The sequence below is a fragment of the Streptomyces sp. NPDC048254 genome (assembly GCF_043201895.1).
Taxonomy (GTDB): domain Bacteria; phylum Actinomycetota; class Actinomycetes; order Streptomycetales; family Streptomycetaceae; genus Streptomyces.
Genome location: NZ_JBICZJ010000005.1, coordinates 320674 through 346292, shown reverse-complemented (window position 1 = coordinate 346292; position 25619 = coordinate 320674). Strand labels below are relative to the sequence as shown.

General features: G+C 72.5%; 20 protein-coding genes and 1 pseudogene. 10 read left to right on the top strand and 11 right to left on the bottom strand.

What is annotated here, in order from left to right; all coding sequences use genetic code 11:
* Positions 1–398 precede the first annotated feature (398 nt).
* Positions 399–1664: an MFS transporter gene (locus tag ACGFZQ_RS16895; protein WP_393841026.1), complete on the bottom strand. Its 1266-nt coding sequence runs from the start codon at positions 1662–1664 to the stop codon at positions 399–401.
* A gap of 97 nt (positions 1665–1761) precedes the next feature.
* On the opposite strand from ACGFZQ_RS16895, the gene ACGFZQ_RS16890 reads away from it, so the two are divergent.
* Both ACGFZQ_RS16890 and ACGFZQ_RS16885 read left to right on the top strand, forming a co-directional pair.
* Complete coding sequence (locus ACGFZQ_RS16890; RefSeq protein WP_351729100.1) at positions 1762–2154, top strand: helix-turn-helix domain-containing protein; 393 nt, start codon at positions 1762–1764, stop codon at positions 2152–2154.
* 437 nt (positions 2155–2591) lie between these two features.
* On the top strand, positions 2592–3827 hold the full coding sequence (locus tag ACGFZQ_RS16885; protein WP_393841025.1) for a PP2C family protein-serine/threonine phosphatase: 1236 nt from the start codon (positions 2592–2594) through the stop codon (positions 3825–3827).
* Positions 3828–3981: 154 nt separating this feature from the next.
* Here the strand turns inward: ACGFZQ_RS16885 and ACGFZQ_RS16880 are convergent, their stop codons facing one another.
* Positions 3982–5418 (bottom strand): sensor histidine kinase, encoded by a 1437-nt coding sequence (locus ACGFZQ_RS16880; RefSeq protein WP_393841024.1) that lies wholly within the window; start codon positions 5416–5418, stop codon positions 3982–3984.
* Entirely contained in the window at positions 5415–6170 is a 756-nt protein-coding gene (locus ACGFZQ_RS16875; RefSeq protein WP_393841023.1) for a response regulator transcription factor, read from the bottom strand. The genes ACGFZQ_RS16880 and ACGFZQ_RS16875 overlap by 4 nt, the downstream gene beginning before the upstream one ends.
* Before the next feature lie 91 nt (positions 6171–6261).
* On the opposite strand from ACGFZQ_RS16875, the gene ACGFZQ_RS16870 reads away from it, so the two are divergent.
* Genes ACGFZQ_RS16870 through ACGFZQ_RS16860 form a run of 3 tightly spaced genes read left to right on the top strand, consistent with a single transcriptional unit; the run spans position 6262 to position 8754 of the window.
* A complete protein-coding gene (locus ACGFZQ_RS16870; protein WP_393841022.1) occupies positions 6262–7599 on the top strand; it encodes a ferric reductase-like transmembrane domain-containing protein in 1338 nt (445 codons plus the stop codon).
* Between the two features lie 10 nt (positions 7600–7609).
* On the top strand, positions 7610–8011 hold the full coding sequence (locus ACGFZQ_RS16865; RefSeq protein WP_393841021.1) for an FMN-binding protein: 402 nt from the start codon (positions 7610–7612) through the stop codon (positions 8009–8011).
* 2 nt (positions 8012–8013) lie between these two features.
* On the top strand, positions 8014–8754 hold the full coding sequence (locus ACGFZQ_RS16860; RefSeq protein ID WP_393841020.1) for an FAD:protein FMN transferase: 741 nt from the start codon (positions 8014–8016) through the stop codon (positions 8752–8754).
* A gap of 194 nt (positions 8755–8948) precedes the next feature.
* On the opposite strand, the pseudogene ACGFZQ_RS16855 reads toward ACGFZQ_RS16860, so the two are convergent.
* The 4 genes and pseudogenes from ACGFZQ_RS16855 to ACGFZQ_RS16840 form a co-directional block, all read right to left on the bottom strand.
* Positions 8949–11042: pseudogene (locus ACGFZQ_RS16855) on the bottom strand (ArnT family glycosyltransferase).
* Positions 11039–11884 (bottom strand): dolichyl-phosphate beta-glucosyltransferase, encoded by an 846-nt coding sequence (locus ACGFZQ_RS16850; protein ID WP_393841019.1) that lies wholly within the window; start codon positions 11882–11884, stop codon positions 11039–11041. The pseudogene ACGFZQ_RS16855 and the gene ACGFZQ_RS16850 overlap by 4 nt, the downstream one beginning before the upstream one ends.
* 122 nt (positions 11885–12006) lie before the next feature.
* Complete coding sequence (locus tag ACGFZQ_RS16845; protein WP_393841018.1) at positions 12007–15624, bottom strand: trypsin-like peptidase domain-containing protein; 3618 nt, start codon at positions 15622–15624, stop codon at positions 12007–12009.
* Between the two features lie 23 nt (positions 15625–15647).
* Positions 15648–15989 carry a CU044_2847 family protein gene (locus tag ACGFZQ_RS16840; protein ID WP_393841017.1) on the bottom strand — a complete coding sequence of 114 codons (342 nt, stop codon included), beginning with the start codon at positions 15987–15989 and terminating at the stop codon, positions 15648–15650.
* Positions 15990–16197: 208 nt separating this feature from the next.
* Between ACGFZQ_RS16840 and ACGFZQ_RS16835 the strand changes: the two genes are divergently transcribed.
* From ACGFZQ_RS16835 to ACGFZQ_RS16825, 3 genes are read left to right on the top strand one after another with little or no spacing between them, the layout of a single operon-like run.
* Complete coding sequence (locus ACGFZQ_RS16835; protein WP_393841016.1) at positions 16198–17328, top strand: ABC transporter ATP-binding protein; 1131 nt, start codon at positions 16198–16200, stop codon at positions 17326–17328.
* Complete coding sequence (locus ACGFZQ_RS16830) at positions 17325–17975, top strand: ABC transporter permease subunit (RefSeq protein ID WP_351729124.1); 651 nt, start codon at positions 17325–17327, stop codon at positions 17973–17975. The genes ACGFZQ_RS16835 and ACGFZQ_RS16830 overlap by 4 nt, the downstream gene beginning before the upstream one ends.
* On the top strand, positions 17972–18640 hold the full coding sequence (locus tag ACGFZQ_RS16825) for an ABC transporter permease (RefSeq protein ID WP_393841015.1): 669 nt from the start codon (positions 17972–17974) through the stop codon (positions 18638–18640). Before ACGFZQ_RS16830 ends, ACGFZQ_RS16825 begins: the two co-directional genes overlap by 4 nt.
* 93 nt (positions 18641–18733) lie before the next feature.
* Here the strand turns inward: ACGFZQ_RS16825 and ACGFZQ_RS16820 are convergent, their stop codons facing one another.
* The 4 genes from ACGFZQ_RS16820 to ACGFZQ_RS16805 are packed head-to-tail and all read right to left on the bottom strand — an operon-like array spanning position 18734 to position 22676.
* Complete coding sequence (locus ACGFZQ_RS16820; protein ID WP_351729130.1) at positions 18734–19330, bottom strand: ATP/GTP-binding protein; 597 nt, start codon at positions 19328–19330, stop codon at positions 18734–18736.
* Complete coding sequence (locus ACGFZQ_RS16815) at positions 19317–19733, bottom strand: DUF742 domain-containing protein (protein WP_351729133.1); 417 nt, start codon at positions 19731–19733, stop codon at positions 19317–19319. The genes ACGFZQ_RS16820 and ACGFZQ_RS16815 overlap by 14 nt, the downstream gene beginning before the upstream one ends.
* A gap of 34 nt (positions 19734–19767) precedes the next feature.
* Positions 19768–20247 carry a roadblock/LC7 domain-containing protein gene (locus ACGFZQ_RS16810; RefSeq protein ID WP_351710289.1) on the bottom strand — a complete coding sequence of 160 codons (480 nt, stop codon included), beginning with the start codon at positions 20245–20247 and terminating at the stop codon, positions 19768–19770.
* Complete coding sequence (locus ACGFZQ_RS16805) at positions 20244–22676, bottom strand: ATP-binding protein (protein WP_393841014.1); 2433 nt, start codon at positions 22674–22676, stop codon at positions 20244–20246. The genes ACGFZQ_RS16810 and ACGFZQ_RS16805 overlap by 4 nt, the downstream gene beginning before the upstream one ends.
* Positions 22677–23020: 344 nt before the next feature.
* Here ACGFZQ_RS16805 and ACGFZQ_RS16800 point away from each other — a divergent pair, with 344 nt between their 5' ends.
* Together ACGFZQ_RS16800 and ACGFZQ_RS16795 are read left to right on the top strand one after the other, a co-directional pair.
* On the top strand, positions 23021–23983 hold the full coding sequence (locus ACGFZQ_RS16800) for an ABC transporter substrate-binding protein (RefSeq protein ID WP_393841013.1): 963 nt from the start codon (positions 23021–23023) through the stop codon (positions 23981–23983).
* 22 nt (positions 23984–24005) lie between these two features.
* Complete coding sequence (locus ACGFZQ_RS16795) at positions 24006–25490, top strand: aromatic amino acid lyase (protein WP_393841012.1); 1485 nt, start codon at positions 24006–24008, stop codon at positions 25488–25490.
* The last annotated feature ends 129 nt before the right edge of the window (positions 25491–25619 follow it).

Below are 25619 nucleotides of genomic sequence, written 5' to 3'. Positions count from 1 at the left end.
ATGCAGCAAGTTCTACAGCGGGTGTGCGAGGCTGACCAGGTCTGTTGCGGGCCCGATACTGCCCGGGTGTGCCCGTTTGCCGGTCGCGGTGCCCGCCTCGGACCTGCGCGGCTGCCGGGCGAGGGGTGAGAGCGGGCAGCCGGGATGCCCGAACACGGCGGCGGGGGGGGGGGGGGGGGGGGGGGCGCCCCCCCCGGGGGGGGGGGGGGGGCCGCCCCCCCCCCCCCCGGGGGGGCGGGGGGGGGGGGGGGGGGCGGGGGGGGGGGGGGGGGGGGGGGGGGGGGGGGGGGGGGGGGGGGGGGGGGGGGGGGGGGGGGGGGGGGGGGGGGGGGGGGGGGGGCCGGGGGGGGGGCGGCCCCCCCCCCCCCCGGGGGTGGGGGTGTGCGGGGGTCGGCCGGTCACGCGGGCTCGGCGACCCGGTTCCGGGAGGCGAGGACCACCAGGCCGCCGATGACGGCGAGGGCCATCAGGACGACGGCGAACACGGTGGCGCCGTTGGTCAGTCCGATCGCGTCGCTGAGGTAGCCGGCCGAGACCGGCAGCAGGCCCGCCGGGACGTAACCGCCCACGTTGAGCGCCGCGTTGGCCTCGGCGAGCCGCTGCGCCGGGACGCTGTGGTTGAGCAGCGAGAGACCGCCGAGCTGTCCCATGCCCTGGCCGGCACCGGCCAGCAGCGCGGAGGCGATCAGCACGGCGACCGACGAGGTGTGCACGGCGGTGGCGAGCGCGACCATGCTGAGCGTGGTGCTGACCGCGCCGGCGGTCAGGATGGTGCGCCGGGGCAGCTTCTGCACGGCGAACTGCACCCCGGTGGCGGCCAGGAACATCGCGAACGCCATGGCCCCGGCGACGATCCGGCTGGTGGTGCCGAGCAGGCCGGACAGCAGCGAAGGGCCGAGCGAGAGCACGAAGGACGTCGCGGTGATGCCGGGCGCGAACACCGCGATGCCGAGGGTGAGTTGCAGGCCGTTGCCGTGCGGGACGCCGGGCACCCGGATCCACGCGCCCTTGGCGGGTGCGGCGGGGCGGCGCACCGGCATGCGCAGCACGGCGAGGATCGCGGTGGCGAGCAACGCCATCTCCACCACGAAGACGGTGACGGTGGGACCGGCCACGGTCTCGGACAGGACGCCAGCGAGGAGCGGCCCGAGGCCGGCCCCGAAGACCATCGCGCAGGAGGCGAGCAGGGCCGCGAGCCGCTTGCGGTGCCCGCCGGCCACGTCCGTCACGGCGGCCATGCCCGCGGAGACCACCGCGCCGACGGCGATACCGGTGAACAGCCTGGCCACGATCAGCGCGGCCACGCTGGACGCGGTCGCGAAGATGACACAGGCGGCCAGCGCCAGCCCCAGGGCGGGCAGCAGGACCGTCTTGCGGCCGAGCCGGTCGGAGACGACGCCGGAGACCAGCAGCGACCCGAGCAGGCCGACGATGTAGAAGGCGAAGATCACGGTCAGGGTCCCCTTGGAGAACCCGATCTCACGCTGCCACATCACGTACAGCGGCGTCGCCGCGTTGGACAGGATGAAGACCGCCGTCACCGGCCAGGCGGCCAGCCATACCCACCAGGTGGGAGCGGGGGAGGCGGCCGGTCCCGAAGGCTCGCCGGCCGCGGCCTCCCGCTCACCCACCCCCCGCACGGGCGCGGTTCGACTCTCCGACATGACAGGTACCTCCTGCTGGTGCAGTACGAGTTTTCTCGAACATAGCATGCAGTACGATTGGAGTCGTACATAGGATTCGGGTCATGAGGAGTTGCCTATGCCTTCCACGGCGCGTCCGGCGTCCGTACGGGTGCCGGACTTCAAGGTGCTGCCGCTCCCCGCGGACCTGCCCGAGCCGCTGCCCGAGCCGGCGGTGGCGGACCTGCGCCTGGAGACGGTGCTCGGGGCGCTGAGCGACCCGCTGCGGCTGCGGATCGTGCAGAAGCTGCTGCTGGACTCGGAGCAGTACGACCACACCTGCGGATGGTTCGGGTTCGACCGCCCCAAGTCCTCGCTGACCCACCACTTCAAGGCCCTGCGCGAGGCCGGTGTCACCCGGCAGCGCCAGTACGGCCTGGAGCGCCGCAGCCATGTCCGCGTCGACGACCTGAACGCGCGCTTCCCCGGCCTGCTGGACCTGGTCGCGGCCTGGACGCCCGGCGAGGCCTGACACCCCTTCCGGCCCGGCCATCTCACCCCGAAGGCCCTCGGCAACGGCTACGGCCTGAGCGCCGCCGGCGGATCCGCGGGGGACCCGCCCTCCCGGGCCCGCCGTTCGGGCGTAACCGGTGTGCCGGGCCGCTGAGCCCGTCCGAGGCCCGGCGGGCCCGCACACCGGATCCGTCCAGGGCGCGGGGAGCCCGCGCGCCGGATCCGTCCGTGGCCCGCTCGCACACCGGATCCGAACTCCCCGGGTGTGAGCGCGCCCCGCCGCCGACGGCGCGGCGGCCGGAGCTCCCGCCGCCCGGCCGCACCACCTCCGCAGGCCGTGCGGCGCCGATGGCTGGTGCCCCCAGGGGCGCTGTTTGAGATTCTGTGAGGGTGTTGGGTGTCGCGCGATGGTTCCAGTCCCGCAGGGGACCCGCGTCCGCCGACGGCCCGGGGTCAGTGAACGGGCCCGTCGCGGGCGCCGACCCCTCCGCGCCCTTCAGGGTGCTGCGGGCGGCCGCGGCCGGCATCGGCACCACCCTCGACGAGTCCACGACCTGCACGGAACTGTGCCGGGCGGCGGTCCGGCTGACCGGCGGCGGGGCTGCCGTGATGCGGCGGGTGGGCGAGACCGTCTCCGGCTACGAGGCGATCACCGGCGACGCCGACATGCTGCCCGACGCCCGCTGGGCCACCGCGGTGGCCCGGGACGCGGGCTCCCCGGCGGCCGACCACTGGACGGACCCCTGGTTGTCCCGCCCGGCCGGCAGCCGCACCCGTCCGGCCGTGTGCGTGCCCCTGACCAGCGGCTCCGACCAGTACGGCGTACTGGTCTGCGCCCGCGAGGGGATGGCCTTCGTCCGTGCGGAGGCCGAGCTGCTCGCCCTCCTGGCCGAACGCGCCGCCTCCCACATCCGGCACGCCCGCGAGTACGAGCACGTCAACCGGACCGCCGGTGACCTGCAACGCGCCCTGCTGTCCGAGCCAGGCCGGCCGCATCCCAACCTGGACGTGTCGATCCGCTACCTCCCGGCCGGCGGCCGGGTGCTGGTCGGCGGCGACTGGTGCGAGACGGTACGGCTGCACTTCGGCCGCACCCTGCTCGTCGTCGGCGACGTGATGGGCCACGGCCTGGAGGCCGCCGTCGACATGAACGCCTACCGGTCCTCGCTCCGGTACATCGCCTCCTCCGAGCTGCCCCCGCACCGGGTGCTGCGCCAGATGGACGCCATCGCCGCCCACGAGGCGGACCGCAGACCCGCCACCTGTCTGCTGGTGCGCGTCGACCCGAGCCGCCGTCAGGTCACCCTTTCCAGCGCCGGCCACCTTCCGCCCGCCATGATCACCGGGGACGGCCGGACCTCCCTCCTGCCGGTCCCGGTGGGCCCGCCGCTCGGCACCGGCTTCGGGGGCTACGAATCGGCCACCCACCAGTTCGACCCCGACCACGCTCTCGTCCTCTTCACGGACGGACTGGTGGAACACCGCGGCGAGGACATCGACCGCTCCCTGAGCCGCCTCGCGGACCTGCACTTCAGCCCGGCCGTCGGCGTGGACGGCCTGCTGGAGTCCATCCTCACCCGCCTCGACGCCCGCAACGCCGAGGACGACGTAGCGGTCCTGGCGGCCCGCTCGCACCCCCGCCAGGGCGGCTTCACCTACGTCCCGGAGGAGGAGAGGGCGCCGGGCCTGTGACGGTGCGCCCGGGGACGACGCCGGCCTGAAGGACGCGCCGCGGCAAGTACCGCCCGGGATCCGGTTGTTGGCGCCGGACGGTGACGCCGAGCCGATACGGGGCCTCGGCGCCGGCTGCCCGCGCCGCCGCTGCCCCGCTCCGGGCCGCCGTGGGCTACCTGGGCAACGTCAGTGTGAACACGGTGGTGCCGTCCGGGCGGTCGCCCAGCCCGATGGTGCCGCCGTGTGCCTCCACCAGGGCCCGGGCCACCGACAGGCCGAGGCCGCTGCCGCCGCGGTCGCGGCTGCGGGCCTTGTCGACGCGGTAGAAGCGGTCGAAGACCCGGGCCCGGTCGGCGGACGGAATGCCGGGACCCCGGTCGGTGACGCTCACCGACGCCGAGCCGGGGGCCGTAGTCACCGTCACCGACACCGGGGTGCCGGTGGGCGTGTGGACTGCGGCGTTGGTGAGGAGGTTGTCCAGCACCTGGCGGATACGGACCGGGTCCAGGCGGAGCGGGACCGGGTCGGGACCGACGGTCACCGTCAGCGGATGGTCGGAGTGCGCCGCCCGGAAGGCGTCCGCGGCCTCCCGCACCAGCTCCGCCAGGTCGGCGTCCTCCAGCCGCAGCGGTGTCTCCACCTCGGCCGCGTCCAGACGGGCCAGGAGCAGCAGGTCGTCGAGGAGGATGCCCATCCGGGCCGCCTCGGCGCGCAGCCGGGCCAGGTGCTTGTCGCGTTCCGCGGGGGCGTTGGCGGCCGCGTACTGGAAGAGGTCGGCGTAGCCGCGCACCGACATCAGCGGGGTGCGCAGCTCGTGCGAGGCGTCCGCGACGAAGCGGCGCAGCCGCTGCTCGGCCTCCGCGCGGACGGCGAGGGAGTGGTCGATGTGTTCGAGCATCGTGTTGAACGCGGTGCGCAGCTCCTCGACCTCGGGGCCGCCGCCCCGTTTGGCCGCGCGCAGCGGCAGCCGGGCCGCCGACTCCGTCAGATTGTGCGAGGCGATGCCATGGGCGGTGTGCGCCATGTCGTTCAGCGGTTCCAGGCCGTGCCGCAGCAGCCGGCGGCCGAACACCACAAGGGCCAGCAGCGCCAGCCCGAAGGCCACCACCTGGACCGTGACCAGCTGCCGGACCGTGTCGTCCATGCTGTCCATCGGCGCGCCGCTGACCAGCACCACCCCCGGCTCCACCTCGCAGCCGCGCAGCCGGTACTCGCCCTCGCCGGTCAGGTCCTTGGTCCGCAGCACCTCCGTGCCCGCGACGATCTGCGCCTTCGCCACCGAGGTGAGGTCGCCGATGTCCGCGGGCAGGTCACTGGTCTCCTCGGGCTTGCGCAGCACCGGGGTGCCGTGTGAGACGTCGTACACGGCGTAGTACCAGTGGTAGTACTTCTTGCCCTGGAGAGTGCCGTGCTGCGCGATGCTCTTGGACTGGGCCACCTGGGCCAGCCCCAGCTGGTCGTCCAGCTGGGCCGACAGGTAGTCCCGCATGTACATGGTCAGGGCCGAGCCGACGACCGCGAACACCACCAGGGCCAGCGCCCCCAGCCCCAGCGCCAGCCGGGTGCCCAGGCGCATGTTCCGGTACGAGCGCCACAGCCGCCGGATCATTCGGCCGCCTGCTGCCGGACGACGTACCCGAAACCGCGCACGGTGTGGATCAGCGGTTCCCCGCCGGCCTCGTCCAGCTTGCGGCGCAGCCGGCTGACCACCAGCTCCACCACGTTCGAGCGGCCGCCGAAGCCATACTCCCACACGTGGTCCAGGATCTGCGCCTTGGTGAGGACGGTCGGCGACTTGCGCATCAGATAGCGCAGCACCTCGAACTCGGTCGGGGTCAGCGAGAACAGCCGCTCGCCGCGCCGGACCTCACGGGTGTCCTCGTCCATCGTCAGGTCGGCGACCTGGAGGACCGAGCGCTGGAAGCCGGGTCCCGCGCTGCGCCGCAGCACCGTGCGCAGCCGGGCCATCAGCTCCTCCACCGCGAACGGCTTGACCAGGTAGTCGTCCCCGCCCCGGGTCAGCCCCGCGACCCGGTCGGCGACCCCGTCACGGGCCGTGAGGAACACCACCGGCACCATCGTCCCGGAGCGCCGCAGCCGGTCGAGGACGCCGAAGCCGTCGAGGTCGGGCAGCATCAGATCGAGCACGACGATGTCCGGCCGGAACTCGGCGGCCCGGGCCAGCGCGTCCTCACCGGAGTACGCGGTGACCGCCTCCCAGCCCTCGTACCGTGCGACCGTCGCGACCAGGTCGGCGATCGGCGGGTCGTCGTCCACGACGAGGAGTCGTACTTTTTCCACCCGCTCATACTGCGCCACCGGGCGGTGGGCGCCAGACCCGTGCCCACACAGAGAACACATCGATAACCAGTTGAAAGCAGCCAGACAGGAAAACGACAGCAGGGACGGGTGAAGCTCGACTCCCAGGACCCGATCAAGGAGCTGCCGACCCGTGACGACCGTCCAATCGCCCCCTGCGCCCCCCACGGCGATACGCCCCAGGGTGGTGGCCCGCACGGGCCTGTACGCCGTGCTCGCCGTGAACGCGGCCGTGGTCGCCTACTTCTTCGCCCAGGCGGGCTTCGCCTCCAACGCCCTGGTCGTCATCGGCCGCTTCCTCGGCCTGTACGGCGCCCTCGTCATGGCCTTCCAGCTGGTGCTGGTCGCCCGGCTGCCCTGGCTGGACCGCCGGATCGGCATGGACCGGCTGACCTCCTGGCACCGCTGGACCGGCTTCGCCCTGCTGTGGACGCTGCTCGGGCACGCCGTCTTCATCAGCTTCGGCTACGCCGACGGCGCCGGCGTCGGCCCGATCGGCGAGATCGTCGACCTCGCCGAGACGACCGAGGGCGTGCTCCGCGCCGTCGTCGCCTTCGGCATCATCCTCGTGGTCGGCGCCGTCTCGGCCCGCTACGCCCGCCGCCGGCTCGCCTACGAGACCTGGCACTTCGTCCACCTTTACACGTATGTGGCCGTGGTGCTCGCCTTCAGTCACCAGGTCGCGGTCGGTACGACCTTCACGGCGTCGTCCGCCGCGACGGCGTACTGGTACGCGGTGTGGGGCGTCGCGCTCGGCTCGGTGGCCCTGGGCCGGCTGGTCCTGCCCCTGTGGCGCAACTACCGCCACCAGTTCCGGGTCTCCGCCGTCGTCCCCGAGTCGGACAACGTGGTCTCGGTCCATGTCACCGGCCGTGACCTCGACAAACTGGGCGCGCAGGCCGGCCAGTTCTTCCTGTGGCGGTTCCTCACGAAGGACCGCTGGTGGCAGGCGAACCCCTTCTCCCTCTCCGCCGCCCCCGACGGCCGCACCCTGCGCCTGACCGCCAAGGCCGCCGGCGACGGCAGCGCCGCCCTGCGCCACCTGAAGGTCGGCACCCGGGTCTTCGCCGAGGGCCCCTACGGCGCCTTCACCACCCTGCACCGCCGGAAGACCGAGTCCCTGCTGATCGCGGGCGGCGTCGGCGTCACCCCCATCCGCGCCCTCCTGGAGGACCTCGAAGGCCACGCGGTCGTCCTCTACCGCGTCGCCACCGACCGGGACGCCGTCCTCTACGGCGAACTGCGCGACCTCGCCGTCGCCAAGGGCGCCGAACTGCACCTGGTCACCGGCCCGCCGGTCCCCGACAAGCTGGCCGCGCGCGAGCTGATCCAGCTGGTGCCGGACATCGCCGACCGGGACGTCTTCCTGTGCGGCCCGCCGCCGATGATGAACGCGGTGCTGCGCAGCCTGGGAGACCTGGGCGTGCCCAAGCCGCAGATCCACTTCGAGCGTTTCAGCCTGGCGGGATGAGAGAGACATCGTGAAGCGAGCCATACCTGTCGTCGCCCTGAGCATCGCGGGCCTGATCCCCGTCTGGCGCTACGAGCCGTCCGTCGGCGGTACGACGACCGCCACCGCCGAGCAGCCCGTCACGACCCCGTCCACCTCCGCGACCGGCGCTTCGGGCACGGTCGTCAAGGGCAGCACCGTCAACACCGACAAGGGTCCCGTCCAGGTGCAGGTGACCTTCGACGGCGACAAGATCACCGCGGTGCGGATGCTCCAGCAGCCCGACCATCCGCAGACGACGGCCGCGGTGCCGGTGCTGATCTCGGAGACGCTGAAGGCACAGAGCGCGGACATCGACACCGTGTCCGGCGCGACGATCACCAGTGACGGCTACCGGGAGTCCCTCCAGGCCGCGATCGACGCGAAGGGCTGACCGTGCGCCGAGTCGAACACGTCATGGGCTTCCCGGTCTCCCTGCGGATCGACGACCAGGACGTCCCGGAGAGCGCGGCGGACGTCGTCTTCGCCTGGCTGCGCGAGGTCGACGAGCGGTTCAGCCCGTTCAGGCCGGACAGCGAGGTCTCCCGGCTCGACCGGGGCGAACTCTCCGGGACCGAGGTGAGCCCGGACCTCGCCGAGGTGCTCGCGCTGTGCGAGGAGTACCGGCTGGCGACCGGCGGCGCGTTCGACGTACGGCTGCCGGGGCGGGGCCTCGACCCGTGCGCGGTGGTCAAGGGCTGGTCGGTGCAGCGGGCGGCGTACCTGCTGTCGGCCGCCGGGGCGCGGCGGTTCGTGCTGAACGCCGGTGGTGACGTGGTCGCCTCCGGCGGGCCCTGGCGGGTGGGGGTACGGCACCCCGAGCACGCCGACCAGGTGTGCACGGTCCTCGAACTCACCGACGGGGCGGTCGCCACGTCCGCCCGCTACGAGCGCGGCGACCACATCATCGACGGCCGCACGGGGCGTCCGGCGACCGGGCTGCTCAGCCTGACGGTCGTCGCCTCCTCGCTGACCGAGGCGGACTCCGTGGCCACGGCCGCGTTCGCGATGGGCGCCGAGGGCGTCGAGTGGGCCGCTGCCCGCCCGGGCTGCGAGGTGTTCGCCGTGGACACCGGCCGGCAGGTACTGCGGACGGCGGGCTTCCCGGTCGCGGGGGAGCCGTCGGCGGCCGCCTGACGCGCCCCGGCGGTTCAGCGGACGGGGGAGGGGAGCTCCGCCGCGATACGCGTGACGGACTCTCCGACCGCGTCCAGGGCCGCCGTTCGCTCCTGGTCGGTCGTGCGGGCCGGTGCGTGGGTGACACGGTTTCTCGACACGGGCGGGCCGCCGGCAGGGAACACCGGCGGCCCGCCCGCTTCCGGGGGAGGGGGTCAGCTGACGTCGGACGTGTCCAGGCGGTACAGGCCGCTGTACGCGCTCACCGCGCTGCCGTGCTTCTTCACCCAGGTCGCGATCTCCGAGTTCGTGCCCTGGCCGCCGTCGCTGCTGACCACGATGTAGTGCAGCTTGCCCGCCTTCACCAGGCTCTTGAGCTTGGCGAGGGTCATCGCGTCGTCGCTGCCGGACCAGCCGCCCATGGAGATGACGGGCTGACCGGACTCCAGGATGACCGAGGAGGCCGTCTGGTCGGTGGCCACGGCCACCAGCCAGGTGGCGCCGTCCTGGTGCTTCTTGAGGTACGTGATCATCGCGGAGCTGACCTGGGTGCCGCCGCCCATGCCTCCGGCGGTCCGGCCGGACTGCGACTGACTGCTGGAGTCGGTGCTGGTGCCGGTGCTTCCCGTCCCGGTCGGCGGCTGCCCCATGGACTGCCCGCCGGAGCCGCTCGGGGCGGTGCCGCTCTTGGTCCCGCTCGGTGCGCTGCCGCTCGGCCGCTGGCCACCGCCGCCCATGCCGCCACCGGTGTTGGGGCCGGCCGTCGGGTTGGTGCCGTTGGTGCTCGCGGTCGTGGCCGCCGAGACGGAGTACGCGGCCGGCCCGGCGAGCAGGGCGACGATCGCCGCGAGCGCCGCGAAGCCCATCAGCCTCTGCCGCCGCATGAACCGCCCGACCAGCAGCCCGGCCACCGCCAGCGCACCGCCCAGCGCGGCCACCACCTCGGCGACCGTGTACGCCGTGCCGGAGCCGGAGACCCGCTGGAGCAGGACGACCGCCCAGACGGTGCTGAGGCCGACGGCCGCCGGGAGCACCCAGCCCCTCCCCCACGCTCGAATGCGCTCGCGCGGGGGGACCCCCATCGCCGCCGAACCGTCGCGGAAGGCGTCGTACAGCATGACCCCGCCCGCGCCGGCCACGGCTGCGATCCCGGGGGCCATCGCGGTGACGTAGTACGGGTGGAAGGTGCCCTCGGCCAGGGAGAAGGTCAGGAAGTGCAGGACGAACCAGCCGCCCTACAGCATCAGCGCGGCCCGCCGGGCGTCGGTGCGCGGCGCCCGGCCGCGCAGCACCAGGCCGCCGACGAGGGCGATCGCGGCGAACGGGATCAGCCAGGAGATCTGGCCGCCCATGATGTCGTTGAACATCCGGTACAGACCCGAACTGCCGCCGAAGCTGGCACCGTTGCCGGCCGAGCCCACCGAAGAACTCGCGCCGAAGATCCGGCCGAAGCCGTTGTAGCCGATGACCAGGTCCCAGACCGTGTTGTCGGTGGAGCCGCCGATGTAGGGCCGGTCGGAGGCCGGGATCAGGTCGACGACCACCATCCACCAGGCGCTGCTCACGATCAGCGCGACCGTCGCGACGGCGAGGTTGCGGATGCGCCTGCCCAGTGACGCGTTCGTGGCCCACAGGTAGACCAGGAAGAACGCCGGCAGCACGACGTACGCCTGCATCATCTTGGTGTTGAACGCGAAGCCGATCGCCACCGCCGACCACACCAGCGGCAGCAGCCTGCCGGTGCGTACGGCCTTCAGCAGCGCGGCCGCGCCGAGCAGCATCAGGAAGACCAGGACCGGGTCGGGGTTGGTGTCGCGGTTGATGGCGACGGTGATGGGCGTCAGGGTCAGCACCAGCGCGGCGATGGTGGCCGCCACGACCCCGAAGTCCCGCTTCACCAGCCGGTACAGCAGGGCCACCGAGCCGACGCCGACGGCGACCATCGGCAGCATCAACTGCCAGGTGCCGTAGCCGAGGACGCGGGCGGACAGGCCCATCACCCAGAGGGCGAAGGGGGGTTTGTCGACGGTGATGAAACTGCCGGAGTCCAGGGCGCCGAAGAAGAACGCCTTCCAGCTCTTGGTGCCGGAGTAGACGGCCGCGTTGTAGAAGGTGTTGCCGGTGACTGAGGAGAGGTTCCAGGCGTACAGGGCGGTGGCCAGCAGCAGGATCGCCCACAGGGCGGGGCGGGCCCAGCGCGGGTCCTCGGGGGCGCCCATGAACAGCCTTCTGGCGCGGGAGACCGGTGGGGCGGCGGACCGGTGCCGGCCGTCCTGGACCGGGGCGGGCGGCGGGGCGAGGGTCGTCATGACGCGTACTCCAGGGAGTCGGTGGCGGTGGCCGCCCCGGTGGGCAGGACCGCGACGTTCTGCGGGACAGTGGTACGGCGGGGTACGGCGGGGACGCGGGTGCGGCCGGTGACGGTGGCCCGGAACATCCGGCCCATGCCCTTGAGGTCGTCGACGGCGGTGCGGACGATGTCGACCCGGCTGTCGGGGTCGTCGACCCAGTCGACCGGGACCTCGTGTACGCGCAGCCCGTTGCGCTGGGCGAGCACCAGCAGTTCGGTGTCGAAGAACCAGGCGGTGTCCTCGATGTGCGGGGCGAGCGCCCGGAACAACTCGGTGCGCACGGCCTTGAAGCCGCACTGCGCGTCCGAGAAGCGGGCGCCGAGGCCTGCTTTGAGCAGCAGGTTGTAGGAGCGCGAGACGAACTCCCGCTTCGGGCCGCGCACCACCGCCGACTGCGGGTGCAGCCGGCTGCCGATGGCGAGGTCGCTGTGCCCGGAGAGGAGGGGCGCGACCAGGGGCAGGAAGCCTTCCAGCCCGGTCGAGAGGTCGACGTCCATGTAGGCGACGACGTCGGCGGTGGACCTGCTCCACACGTGCTTCAGGGCACGGCCCCGGCCCTTGAGTTCCAGCCGCCGTCCGTGGACGTGCGGCAGGTGCAGGGTCAGGTCGGTCGCCACCGTCCAGGTGGCGTCCGTGCTCGCGTTGTCCGCGATCGTGATGCGGAACGGGAACGGGAAGGAGTCCTCGAGGTATGCGTGGAGACGGCCGATGCTGTCGGCGAGGACATGGGCCTCGTTGTACACCGGCACCACGATCTCGACCGACCGGCGCCGGACGCCTCCCGCGTTCGTTTCGTTCATGACCATGACGATCGGGGCGCTGTCTGGGGCGGTCGTGAGGCTTCACTGAGCGGGGAATGAGAATCAGGGAACTCACAGGTCGCGCACAGAGGGCACCGTGCGGAGGCCCAGGGTTCGCTCCGTCAGCCCTCCAGCGCGGTGCGGTCGGGCGACTCCTCGCCCAACTCCTGGTACACCCAGGGGCCGTTGCGGGGGGCCAGGTTCAGGGCGCGGACGGTCAACAGGGCGGCGGCCTTCTCACGGGCCTTGCGCAGTGTGAGCGTTCCCTCCCGATGGCGGGCGACGGCGTCCCGGGCCGCGTGGATCTGCTCCTTCTCGGGCTCGTCGTCCTCCGGGGCCGGCGGGGCGTCGTACGGCCCGCCCTCGAACAGCCGGGCGGCCGACAGGCGTACGGCCACCTCGGCGCGCAGCGGGGCAGGCGCGGTGGCGGCTTCCTTCGTGATCAGGGTCCGGGCGCGGTCGAGGGTGTCGACGGCCTTGGCGTGATCGGTCTGACGGGCGTACAGGGAGCTCAGGTCGACGAGACCCTCCAGAGCGCGGACGTGCGAGCCGTCCTGCTTCCACAGGTCGACGGCCTCCGTCAGCAGCCGCACCGCGGTGGTGCGGTCGCCGAGGGAGAAGGCCATGCGGGAGGCGTTGTCGCAGTCGTTCGCCGCGTTGCCGAGATGGCCGATGTCCTTCCACAACTCGGCGGCGCGCCGGTACAGATCGAGGGCGGACGCGTGATGGCCCGCATCGTCCTCGGCGACGCCGTTCGCGTTCCTGGCCATGGCGCGCAGTTCGGCCGTTCCCCACCGGTCGGCCAGCTCCACCGCCCGGCGGGCCCAGCGTACGGCCGTCCTGGTGTCGGACATGCGGCGGGCGATACGGTAGTTGTTGATCGCGAGCGGAACCGCGCCCGCCTCCCGGCCCGCCGCGGTGAGGGTGGTCACCGCGGTCTTCCCGGCGGCGAGCGCCTCCGGCCACTTCTCCTGGTCCCACAGCACCAGGCTGAGCTGGAACTCGGCCTTGGCGATCTCCTCGGACAGCCCGTGCTCGCTCGCGAGGGCGGCGGCCCGGCGCGCGGTCTCGGCGGCGAGTACGAGCGCGCCCGCCTTGCGCAGGGTCGCGGTGGTCGACAGACAGGCCTCGACTGCCCTTTCGGGCTGGTTCCGGCGCAGATGGAGGGCGACCCGGTCGTCGGTGACATCGACGATGGCGTCGAGTTCCCGGCGCGCGGTGTACAGGACGTGCAGGCCGATGGTGAGGTCCGTGGCGAGGTCCAGCCAGTCGTGGTCCCGGGCCAGCCGCTGGGCCGCGTGGAAGCGGGTGGGGTCCAGTTCGCCCGAGAGCTGGGCCCCGTGCTGCTGGTCGGTGATCTCTCTCAGCCGGTCGTTGAGATAGGAGACGGAGGCCTGCTGGAAGGCGCGGACCGCCTCGGGGGTCTCCTCCTGCTCCAGACGTTCCCGGGCGAACAGCCGGACCAGGTCGAACAACCGGAAGGTGGCCAGCAGCGCTCCGGCGGGCACGCGCACCACGTCCTGGCGGGCGAGGCTGCGGTCCACCAGACGGTTGAGCAGGAGTTCCTGCCGTACGGCGGGAGCCCGCAGACAGTGGCCGAGTTCCGCCCCGGTGACGGCGGCGCCCGGTACGGCGGTGATCAGGCGCAGCGCGCGGCGGGCCGGCGGCTCCAGCGCGTCGTGGCTGAGCCGGATCGCCAGCCGTACGGCCCGGTCGCCGTAGCTGAGTCCCTCCAGTCGGGCCGACTCCTCCTCCAGGAGCTGTACGAGGTAGTCCGGCGGCGGTCCGGACGGGGCGGCGAGGCGGGCGCCGACGATGCGCAGGGCGAGCGGGACGTCCGCGCACAGGTGGGCCAGCCGGTGCAGTGCCGCCGTCGCGCCGGTCACCTCGGGCGGACGGCCTTCCGCGCACCGGGTGAGGACGGCCACCGACGCCTCGCGGTCCAGCGGTCCGATTTCGAAGACGAGCCCCGGGTTCGCGTAGTCCTGCTGCCGGTCGCGGGAGGTCACCAGGACCGCGCAACCGGCCGGTGCGGTCACGAAGGGTCTCGCGTGGGCGGCGTCCAGGGCGTTGTCGAGGACGAGCAGGACCCGCCGGTCGCGCAGCCCCGCGGCGAGGGTGGCGAGCAGCCGGGTGTCGTCCATCGCCTCCGCGCCGACGTCGACGCCGAGCGCCTCGGCGACGATACGGACCACGGTACGGGTGTTGAGCCGGGCGTCGGGCACCAGTCCGTGCAGATCGATGTGGAGGACCCCGCCGGGAAACGCGGGGGCGAGCCTGCGGGCCGCCTCCACGGCCACCACCGAGGTGCCGACTCCCGGCTGGCCGTAGAGGAAGGCGGTCGCCGATCCCTGGCGTGTCATGCGCCGGTCCACGGCGGTGACCACGCCGGCCACCAGGTCCTCGCGTCCGGCGACGCACGGGTCCTGGTCGGGCAGACGGCACATCTGGGCGGCCACGGCGGAGAGTTCGGGCCGGCCCGGGGCGGGCCCGGCGGCGGAGCCGGGCAGTTCCCCGCCACCGGTGTGCGGGCCCGGGGCGGCGGTGGCAACGGAGCTGCGGAGCATCACGTCCACCGAGGCCGAGCGCATCGGCGACAGTTGGCGGGCCAGGGCGTCGAGGAAAGCCGAGAGCGGGATCGCGGTACCGTCTGTGAGGGCCTCGCGCAGGAAGCGGCGGCACGCGGTGGACAGGTCCGCGAGCAGCCCGTCCGCCGCCAGTTCCTCGGCGAGCACCTGGCGCAGCCGCGCGAGGAAGGCCCGGGCGGCGTGGACGGGCTGATCCTCGCCCGGTTGCGCGCCGGGCAGTTCCCGTGTCCAGCGCTCCACGGCCTCGGGGTGCTCGGGCAGCCGGGGCAGCAGCACCCGGGGGTCCAGGCCGCGGTACCGCAGCACCCTGCGCAGTTCCGTGACGGTGGCCGGGTCCCAACCGGTCCCGCACGCCCGGGAGACGAGCAGCTCCGCCACTTCCCCGAGGCCGCCCCGGCCCTGGCAGGCGTCGTCGAGCGCGACGAGGGCGAGGGCGGCCTCGCGGGCCGCCTCCACCGGACCCACGGTGTCCACGGACGCGCCGCCGACCGCGAGCGGCCGAGCGCCGTTCGCCGACAGGAAGGTGCCCACCGTGTCGCCGAGCGCGAGCCGGCGCCGTACCGGGATGTGCGCGGTCTGTTCCAGCAGGCGGGTGAAGTCCTCGGTGCGGGCGACCCAGACCGAGTCGCGCAGCCAGTTGTCGGCGCTGTTGTAGCGGGCCGTCACGACGCCGAGCACCGTGCCGTCGGTGAGCCGGACGACCGGCGCGCCGCTCATGCCGCGCATCACGTCGGGGGAGGACAGACGGCCCATCCGTACCCCGTCGCGGACGGTGCCGCCCTGCCACAGGCCGGTGGCGTGCACGTAGTCGTAGCGCCTGCCGTGGTCGTCGATCTCGGCGACACCGCGCACGACCACGTCGGTGAGGAGCGGGACCTCGTCGGTCGGGGCCCAGCCGGGGACCGAGTCGGCGAGGGGTTCGGTGCGGCGCAGCACGGCCAGGTCGCGCTCGGCGTCCACGGCGATCACGGTGGTGGCACCCTCGGCTCCCGTGCCGTCCAGCGCGTCCGTCAGCACCTCGCGGCCCACCAGCCCGCAGCCGAGCCCGTCCAGCACGTGCCAGGCGGTGAGGAGCACGGACGGCGCCACCTGGAAGCAGGTGCCGACCGCGAGGCCGTCGCGCAGCAGGACGCGGCCCAGACTGCCGGGCACCCCGGGGCGATGCGCCGGGCCGCTCACCCGTCCTCCGGCTCGCCCGGGGCGCGGTAGCTCATCCGTACCACCAGTGAGGCCTCGCCGGAGGTGCCGGCCACGATGATGCTGCCCTGGGCCGAGAACTTCAGCCCGAATTCGATCTCGACGGACTCGGGTGCCGCCGCCCGCTCGCGCAGCCGGCGTACCGCCTCGGCGGCGGAGGCCGCTATCTCCACCACCGCGTCCCGCGCGTGGTCGAACGAGTCCACCACCCTGCGTTCCGCGTCCCCCAGCCGAGAGGTGGGCTCGGAGCCGGCCACCGGCACCGTTTCCACCAGGAGTTCCACCTCACCGACCCGTACGGGCAGCAACCGGTTCGTCATGGGTCACAACCTGGCATACCGTTTCGCCTCTTGTCCCCGGATCCGCGGTCTCGGTGAGAGGATCGGCCGGTCCGCGGTGAAGACAAACAATCAGTCGCCAAAGTACTGAAACACTTGCGGTCTAGACTCTCCCCGCAACGGCCTGCACCACGGCGACCGTGGTCGAAAACTGGGCAGTCTCAGCCAAACCCGAAGGGCATTCGGCGTTTTGATACGGATAGATTCAGTCACCAAGCGGTACCCGGACGGTACGGTCGCCGTCGACCGACTCTCCCTGGAGATACCGGACCGCTCGATCACCGTCTTCGTCGGCCCCTCGGGCTGCGGCAAGACGACGACCCTGCGGATGATCAACCGGATGGTCGAGCCCAGCGAGGGCCGTATCCTCCTCGACGGCGCCGACATCCAGGCGCAGCCGGTCAACACCCTGCGCCGGTCGATGGGTTACGTCATCCAGAACGCCGGTCTCTTCCAGCACCGCACGATCATCGACAACATCGCCACGGTGCCCCGGCTGCTCGGCTGGAACAAGCAGAAGGCGCGTGCCCGCGCGGCCGAGCTGATGGACCGGGTGGGTCTGGACCCGGCCCTCGCCAAGCGCTACCCGTACCAGCTCTCCGGCGGCCAGCAGCAGCGCGTCGGCGTGGCCCGGGCGCTCGCCGCCGACCCGCCCGTGCTGCTGATGGACGAGCCGTTCTCCGCCGTGGACCCGGTGGTCCGCAAGGGCCTCCAGGACGAACTCCTGCGCATCCAGGACGAGTTGGGCAAGACCATCGTCTTCGTCACCCATGACATCGACGAGGCGATCAAAATCGGCACGATGGTCGCCGTGATGCGCACCGGCGGTCACCTCGCCCAGTTCGCCCCGCCCGCCGAACTGCTCACCGACCCCGCCGACGCCTTCGTCGAGGACTTCCTCGGCGCCGACCGGGGCATCCGCCGGCTGTCCTTCTTCCCCTCCGCTGACCTCGCGCTGCAGACCGCCCCGATCGTCCCGGTCGACGCCGACGCCACCAAGCTCGGCGCCCGCACCGCGACGGACGCCCCCTATCTCCTCGTGACGGACCTGGACGGCAGGCCGCTGGGCTGGGGCGAGCCGAGCGCCCTCACCGCCGGCTCGATCGACCCGGAGCGGCTGCTGCCGTACGGGCGGCCGTTCGTGCCCGGCAGGGACTCGCTGCGCGCCGCCCTCGACGGCTCGGTGCTCTCGCCGACCGGCTGGGCGGTGGCCGTGGACGGCGAGGGACGCGCGGTCGGCGTCGTCTCCCAGCAGGTCATCGGCGCCGCGATCCGCACCGCCCACGCCGAGGGCCGCGACCACACGAAGGTCGGGGGATGAGCGGCTTCTTCGACATCCCGAGCGACCTCCAGAGCACCTACTTCGGGCTGATCGGCCTCCATCTGCGCGAGGCCCTCATCCCGGTGCTGGCCGGGCTGGTGGTGTCCCTTCCGATCGCCCAGCTCTGTGTGCGCTTCCGCTGGCTGTACCCGCCGGTCCTGGGCGTGACCACGATCCTGTACGCGATCCCCTCCCTGGCCTTCTTCGTCGTCCTCATCGACTACACCGGCCAGACCGAGACGACGGTGATGATCCCGCTCGCGGTGTACAGCCTGGTGGTCCTGGTCCCGGCGATCGTGGACGGCGTCCGCTCGGTCCCGGCCGAGACCCTCGCCGCCGCCACCGCCATGGGCCTCGGCCCCGTACGCCGTTACTTCCAGGTGCAGTTGCCGATCGCCGTCCCCGCGATCATCGCGGGCCTGCGGGTGGCCACCGTCTCCAGCATCTCCCTGGTCAGCGTCGGCATGCTGATCGGCAACCAGGGCGCCCTCGGCAACCTGCTCAACGACGCCAACATCTACCACCGCCCCGAGCTGGCGGTGAACTCCGTGGTGACGACGGCCGTGCTGGCGATCCTGGCGGACGCCCTCCTCGTCCTCCTGCGCCGTGTGCTGACGCCCTGGATGCCGAAGGAGAGCACCCGGTGAACGTCCTCAACTTCATCCACGCCTTCTTCAGCGACAGTTCGCACTGGCACGGCTACGACGGCATCCCCACCCGCCTGTGGGAGCACATCCAGTACTCGCTGAAGGCGCTCGCCTACGCGGCCGTCATCGGCCTGCCCATCGGCCTGATCACCGGCCACTACGGGCGTGGCGGCAACACCCTCGCGCTGATCGCCACGGCCGGCCGGGCCCTGCCCAGCTTCGGCCTGCTGGTCCTGATGTTCATCTGGCTCGGCTTCGGCATGCTGCCGGTGATGATCCCGCTGGTGATCCTCGCCGTACCGCCGATCCTGGTCACGACCTACGAGGCGATGCGCTCGGTCGATCCGTCCCCGGTGGACGCGGCGCGCGGCATGGGCATGCCGGAGGCACGCGTCCTCTTCCAGGTCGAACTCCCGGTCGCCCTCCCGCTGATCCTCAGCGGCCTGCGCTCGGCGGCCATCCAGATCGTCTCGACGGCGACGATCGCGGCGTACGTCAGCCTGGGCGGCCTGGGCCGCTACATCATCGACGGCCTCTACCAGAAGAACTACGAGAAGGTCGTGGGCGGAGCCACCCTGGTGGCGGCGATGGCCTTGGCCACGTTGGGCATCTTCTGGGCGGTACAGAGACTTACGGTGTCTCCTGGCGTACGGCGGAGCGGCTAAGTCAGGGGCGCGGGGCTGTATTGAATGTGCGGCTACCGCCGCGTGGGCGCGACCAGCCCCACGCGGCGGGCCCGTAGTTCCCCACCCACCGCACTACCCCTCACGCCGAGCCAGCGCCAGCTCCAGCACAACAAGCAGCGCGTCCCGCACCGAACCCCGTTCCCGCGCGTCGAAGACGACCAGCGGAGTCCCCTCGGCGACGTCCAACGCCCACCGCACCTCGTCCAGCGTGTGCTCGACATGCCCGTCGAACGCGTTGATGGCGATGGCGAACGGAATCCCGCGGTGCTCGAAGTAGTCGACCGCCGCATAGCAGTCGTCGAGCCGCCGCGTGTCCACGATCACGAGCCCGCCGAGCGCCCCCTCGACGATGTCGTCCCACATGAAGCCGAACCGTTCTTGCCCGGGCGTGCCGAACAGATACAGCTTCAGCGTCGGGTCGATGGTGATGCAGCCGAAGTCCATCGCCACGGTCGTGGTCGTCTTGCGCGGGGTGAGCGTCAGGTCGTCCACGCCCGCCGCGACCTCGGTGATCGACGCCTCGGTGGTCAGCGGCTCGATCTCCGAGATCGAGCCGACGGCGGTGGTCTTGCCCACGCCGAAACCGCCCGCGATGACCATCTTCACCGGCAGCGGCGGCCGGACGGCCGTACGCCCGGTCCCCCGGGTCAGCGAGTCAGTCGGTGTCACGGAGTACCCCTCGGGAGTCTGGGATGGCCCGCAGGCCGTCGATAACCCTGCGCAGGACGGACGAGTCGTGGGTGGCTTCGAAGTCGGGCACATGCACGGTCAGCTGCCCCGCCTCGCGCAGGTCTTCGGCGAGCACCCGGACCACGTTCAGGTGCAGCCGCAGCCGGGCCGCCAGTTCCGCGAGCGACTGCGGAATCCGGCACGCGGCGACGATGTCGTGCTGCTCGAAGGAGAGCCGGGCGAGCGCGTCGAGTCCGGCGGTGGTCGCCACCACCTGGGTCTCGACGGGCATCGCCGGTCCGGAGGCGCTGTCCGCCACCCGGCCGGCGGTGACCAGGAACGGCCGTACGGCGGGGGCGGGACCGACCGGGTCCAGGCCCGGGGGCGGGAAGCCGTCCGCCATGGCTGTGTCTTCCTCTCTCGACCGGCTCCGCCGGTCAGCGCGTCTGTGGGACGCCGACGCTGTTCTTCAGCTCCAGGACCAGCTGCGGACTGAGCGCGGAACCGGCCCGGTTGGCGAACAGCGTCATCTCGTAGGCGATGTTGCCGAGCTTGGCCTCGTTGTCCGCGACCACGCCGAGCACGGCGCCGCTGCCGATCGCGGAGACGATGACATGGCCGCCCTCCAGATCGATGATGACCTTGTTGAGGCCGCCGAGGCCGTAGTTGCCGGAGGCGCCGGCGGCCAGGCTGGTGATGCCGGAGACGATCGCCGCCAGCCGTTCGGAGTGCGCGCGTTCACGCAGCTCCGACACGGCGATCAGCAGACCGTCGGAGGACACGGCGATCGCGTCCACCACGCCGGCTGTCTCGGTCGCGAAGCGGTTCAGCAGCCAGGTGAAGTCGGCTGCGGCCGCCTGCAGGTCGGTCGGCGTGGCGGCGCCGCCCGTCGGGGTGTCACCTGTCGACGTGCTCACTGCTCGGCTCCTTCCGGAAGGTGGATCTGGTGGTGCGGCGGGTTGGTCTCGGGGCGCGGCGCGGGCCGCTCGTGGCTTCCGGTGTCGCTCTCGCGCCGGGCGCGCTCCACCGCCGCCTCGAACTCCTCCAGCGCGTCCCGCTCGGCTTCGGCGTCGCGGTTGCGCGCTGGCTGGGCGAGGGTCTGGGCGGCGCCGACGGTGGTGCGGAGGGTCGCGCCGCGTACCCGGCGGCGCAGCGGGCGCGCTCCGTCGGCGGAGTCCGCCGGGGGTTCGCCGGTGCGGGCGGCCGGGATCAGCGGGGCCGGTGCGGCCGGTGCCTCGGCGGCCGGTTCGCGGCGCGGTACCCGGCGGGGGAGCGGGCCCTCAAGCTCGGCGGCGGCCGGGACCGAGGCGGCGGCGGTCGGCCCGGTCGGTTCGGCCGGCGCCGTCGGTTCCACGGCGAGCGGGGTGCCGGCGGTGTCGGCCACCGCGCTCATCGTCAGCAACAGCCGGGAGGGCAGCGTCACCTCGGCGGTGACACCGCCGCCCGGAGTCCGGGTCAGCTCGACGCCGATCTCCCAGCGCCGGGCCAGCGCACCCACCACGAACAGGCCGAGCACCTTGGTCGGCACCAGGTCGAGGCGCTCACGGCGGATCAGCCGGGCGTTCTCCTCGGCCAGCCGCTCGGCGCTCATGCCCAGGCCGTGGTCGGTGACAACGATGTGCGCGCCGTGGTCGCCGGTGCGCACGGTCACCTCCACCGGGCTGCCCTCCGGGGAGAACGACACCGCGTTCTCCAGGAGTTCGGCCACCATCAGCGTGAGGTCGCCGATGATGTCCGGCTCGATCATGGCGTCCGTGCCGGCGTACAGCCGTACCCGCTGGTAGCCCTCGATCTGGCCGAGTGCGGCCCGGACCACGTTGGACAGCGGGGTGGGCCCGGAGGACAGCACCGTCTCGCGGATGCCGGCCAGCAGCATCAGGCTGTCGGCGTTGCGGCGCAGGCGGACGGCGATGTGGTCGATGGAGTAGAGGCGTTCGAGGAGGGCCGGGTCGGTCTCCGCGCGCTCCACCGCGTCGATGAAGGCGAGCTGGCGGGTGGTCAGGTTGCTGACCCGGCGGCCGACGTTGCCGAACATCTCGGCGGTGTTGCGGCGGCTGAGCACCTGGCGTTCGAGGAGGGCCGCGGCCGTGGTCTGCACCTGGTTGAACGCCTCGGCCAGGTCACCGATCTCGTCGCGGGCGGTGACCGGCATGTCCCGCAGCCGGGGCGGGCTGTCGTCCTCGGTGTCGTCGTCGGCGACCCGGGCGAGTTCGCGGCCCGCCACCTCGGCGACCTCGTGCGCGACTCCGGTCAGGGCCTGCACCGGGCGGATCACCGAGCGGCGCACCAGCGCGGCGAGGGTGATCCACAGGACGAAGCCGAGCAGGGTGCCGTTCAGCAGGTAGATGGCGCGCCACTTGGCCGATTCGGCGCTGGCGTCGGCCCGGTCGGCGATCTGGCCGATGAGCGAGGCGGTGATGTTCAGCCGGGCGGTGGCCTGGTTGAGATAGTCCGGGTAGTCGGTCAGCGCGTCCTTGACCGCCCGCCGGATGTCCTCCTGGCTGCCCGCCTCCAGCCTGCTCGGGTCGATCTGCAGCTCGGCGTAGGACTCGGCGATCCTGCCCTGGACCTTGGTGTGCTCGACGGAGGCCAGCTGGGCCGCCTGCCCCTCGGTGGCGAACCGGGTGAAGCGCTGGGCCTGGTGCTGGTACAGGTCGTAGGCGCCGACCGCGTTGGTGAACTCGATCAGCGCGTTGGTGTCCCCGGTGGTGGCCGCGAGCACGTTGGTCTCGAAGGCGCCGTGGGCGGCGTCGGCGCGCAGCAGCGAGTCCAGCAGGTTGCCGGTGAAGGTGGCGGCGAGGTTGGTGTTGCGGTCCAGACCGAGGCCGTCGATCAGGTCGTTGGACGCGTTGCTGTACGCCGGGTCGATGTTGTCCGCCGGCAGGTATGCCTGCTCGACGGACTCGCGCAGACTGGACAGGCCCTCGACCTGCCGCAGGGCGTCCGACTCGGTGTCCGGCAGCCGGTCGCCGAAGGCGTCACGGACCGTCCGGAGCTGGTCGGTCACCGCTTTCTGGGCCGCGCGGTAGGGGGCCCGCGAGGGGGTGTCGTCCCCGGCCTCGTAGCGCGCGGAGAGCAGGATCGCCTGCTGGTGCTCCGCCTCGACCTTGTCCACGAGCCGCGCCACCTGGGTGCTGTCCCGGACCATCTGTGCCGCGTCCTCCGCGCTGGTGGACTGCTGCACCAGATCGGTGAAGACATAGGCGAGCAGCACGGCGATGACGGCGAGCGGTACACCGACCAGCAGGTTCAGCTTGCGCCGGAAGGGCCAACGGTCGGCGAAACCCCGTATCCCACCCCGCGCCTGGGCGGGCCGGACGGGCGCGTCCACCTGGTTCGTGGACACCGGGCCTCCTTCATGAGGGTGTCTCGACTGTGGGGGGCGTCTTCACCCCGAGCTGTTGCGGAACGACACCGAGTAGCGGGCCCCGTGCACCGCTGTGACCGATATCAACTGCGGTGAGACTACAGCGTTCTTGAAGCGCGATTCCGCTTGCTCTTTATCAAGAATCCGTTACAAAGAGACCGCTCTCCGTCCACAACTGGCCACGGATCGAAGCCAATCGGTGACCCGGAGATACTTGACTGACCGAGAACCGGCTGGATTGGATCGTGCGGAGTGGTTCGCAACAACCCCATGCGGTTCGCAACACCCCCACCCTTCTGCCCACAGCTCCCGGAACGGCAACCGTGACTTCCAACACCCTTCCCAGCAGGTCAATCCGGACATACCGAGGCGTGGCGGCGGTCGCGCTCGCCGCGACGACGGCCCTGCTGGCGGGCTGTTCCTCCTCCGACGACGGCAAGTCCGACCCGCTGTCCGACAGCAAGGCGAGCGGGGACACCGTCGTCGTCGGCTCCAACAACTTCGCCGAGAGCACCCTGCTCGCCGACATCTACGGCGAAGCACTCAAGGCCAAGGGCATCAAGGTCACTTACAAGCCGAACATCGGCAGTCGTGAGACGACGTATGGTCTGCTCAAGAACGGCTCCATCTCGGTCCTGCCCGAGTACAACGGTGCCCTGCTCGCCTACCTCGACCCCAAGGCCACCCCGAAGACCGTCGAGGAGACCACCAAGGCCGTCGAGGCCAAGCTCGACTCCAAGCTGACGCTGCTGGACCCGGCGGAGGCGCAGGACAAGGACACGGTGACGGTCAACGCGGAGACCGCCGCCAAGTACAACCTCACCGAGAAGTCCTCCATAGCCGACCTCAAGAGCATCGCCAAGGACCTGGTCATCGGCGCCTCGCCGGAGTTCCAGACCCGCCAGCAGGGCCTGGTCGGCCTGAAGTCCGTGTACGGGCTGGAGTTCAAGTCCTTCAAGGCGCTGGACGCGGGCGGCCCGCTCACAGAGGCCGCCCTGACGAAGAACGCGGTGCAGGCCGGCGACATCTTCAGCACGGACCCGACCATCTCCAAGGAGAAGTTCGTCGTCCTCCAGGACCCGGAGAACCTCTTCGGTTTCGAGAACGTCCAGCCCCTGGTCTACAAGAGCGCCCTGAACCAGACGGCCACCGACGCCCTCAACGCGGTCTCCGCCAAGCTCGACACGGCGGCCCTGCTGGACCTGGACACGCAGGTGCAGTCGGACAACAAGGACCCGCTGGACGTGGCCCAGGCCTGGCTGAAGAAGGTCGGCCTCAGCAGCTGACCGCACCCGCGCCCGATCTCCCTTGGACAGCACCAGCGACGTACCGAGACAGGTGCCCGCGCGCTCCTGTGTCGTGCTCGACGGCAACGGCCTCGGCCTGCCCGGACTCGTCCGGCTGGCCGGCGCCGTCGCCGACCCGGTCGTACCGCCCGAGGCGCTCGACCGGGTCGGCCGCGCCCACGAGACGGCCGAGGACCTCGCCGGGCAGGGCCTTTGGTACGGCCGTGGCACCGGGGTGGGCGCCCAGCGCTCGATCGCGGTCGACCCGTCGGACGCGGCCGGCCACACCCTGCGCCTGCTGCGCAGCCACGCCGGCGGCGCCGGCCCCCTGCTCCCGCCGCGCCGGGCCCGTGCCCTGCTGGCGGTCCGTGCGAACCAGCTCCTGGCCGCCGGCTCCGGCATCCACCCCTCGTTCGTCACCGCCCTGACCGAGGCGCTCCGTCTCGGCGTGTACCCCGCGATCAACGAGTACGGCGGTGTGGGCACCGGCGACCTGACCGCCCTCGCCCAGACCGGCCTGACCCTGATCGGCGAACGCCCCTGGCTCACCACGTCCCCCGACGCCGAACTGCCCACGCCGGTCACCCTCCGCCCCGGCGACTCGCTCGCCCTCCTGAGCAGCAACGCCCTCGCACTGGGCCGGGCCGCGCTGGCCTGCCACGACCTGGACGTGCTGCTGCGGGCCACGCACGCGGTGGCCGCGCTCTCCCTGGCCGCCGTCTCCGGCTCGCCGGAGGCCTACGCGCCCCAGGTGCACGCCCTGCGCCCCTACCCCGGCCCGGCCCGGGCGGCGGCCGAGACACGACGCCTCCTCGCGATACCCGACCACCCCCTCACCACCGGCCGGCGCGTCCAGGACCCCTACGCCTTCCGCGCCTTCCCCCAGGTCCACGGCGCGGCCCTGGAGGCCGCCGACACCCTCCGCCGGATCATCGAGACGGAGATCAACTGCCCCACGGAGAACCCCGTACTGGCCCCCGACGGCCGCGTCTACCACCACGGCGGCTTCTTCGTGGCGCCGCTCGCCCTGGCCCTGGACGGCCTCGACCTCGCCCTCCTGGGGACCGCCCAGCTCTCCGCGGCCCGCCTCCAGGCCCTGGGCCGCGCCGACCTCACCGGCCTTCCCGGGTTCCTGGCCACGGGCCCGGCGAGCAGCTCCGGCACGATGATCCTGGAGTACACGGCCAACTCGGCCCTGGCGGAGGTCCGTTCGTCCGCGACCCCGGCCTCGGCCGGCCACGCGGTCCTCTCCCACGGCCTGGAGGAGGCGGCGACCTTCGCGGGCCAGGCGGTGAAACAGGCGGAACGGGCCGCGGAGGCCTACAAGGTGGTACTGGCCTGCGAACTGGTGGTGGCGGTGCGGGCGTTGCGGCTCGGGCCGGTGGAGCCGGCGGTGCCTGCTTTCAGGGTGGCGGCGGCAGCGTTGCCGGCGGACACGGAGGACCGCGCGCTGACGAGCGACGTGACCATCGCGACGGAACTGCTCCCGGCGCTGGCCGAATTGTGAGATGCGGGGGTCTCCCTGCCCGAGGGTCGACGCCTCGGTGGCAAGGACACAGCCGCAGGTCCGACAGTGTGCGGGCGGGGGTGGGGGCGCGGCCGAGGCGTCGGGCGCGCCCCACCCCTCACACCTGGC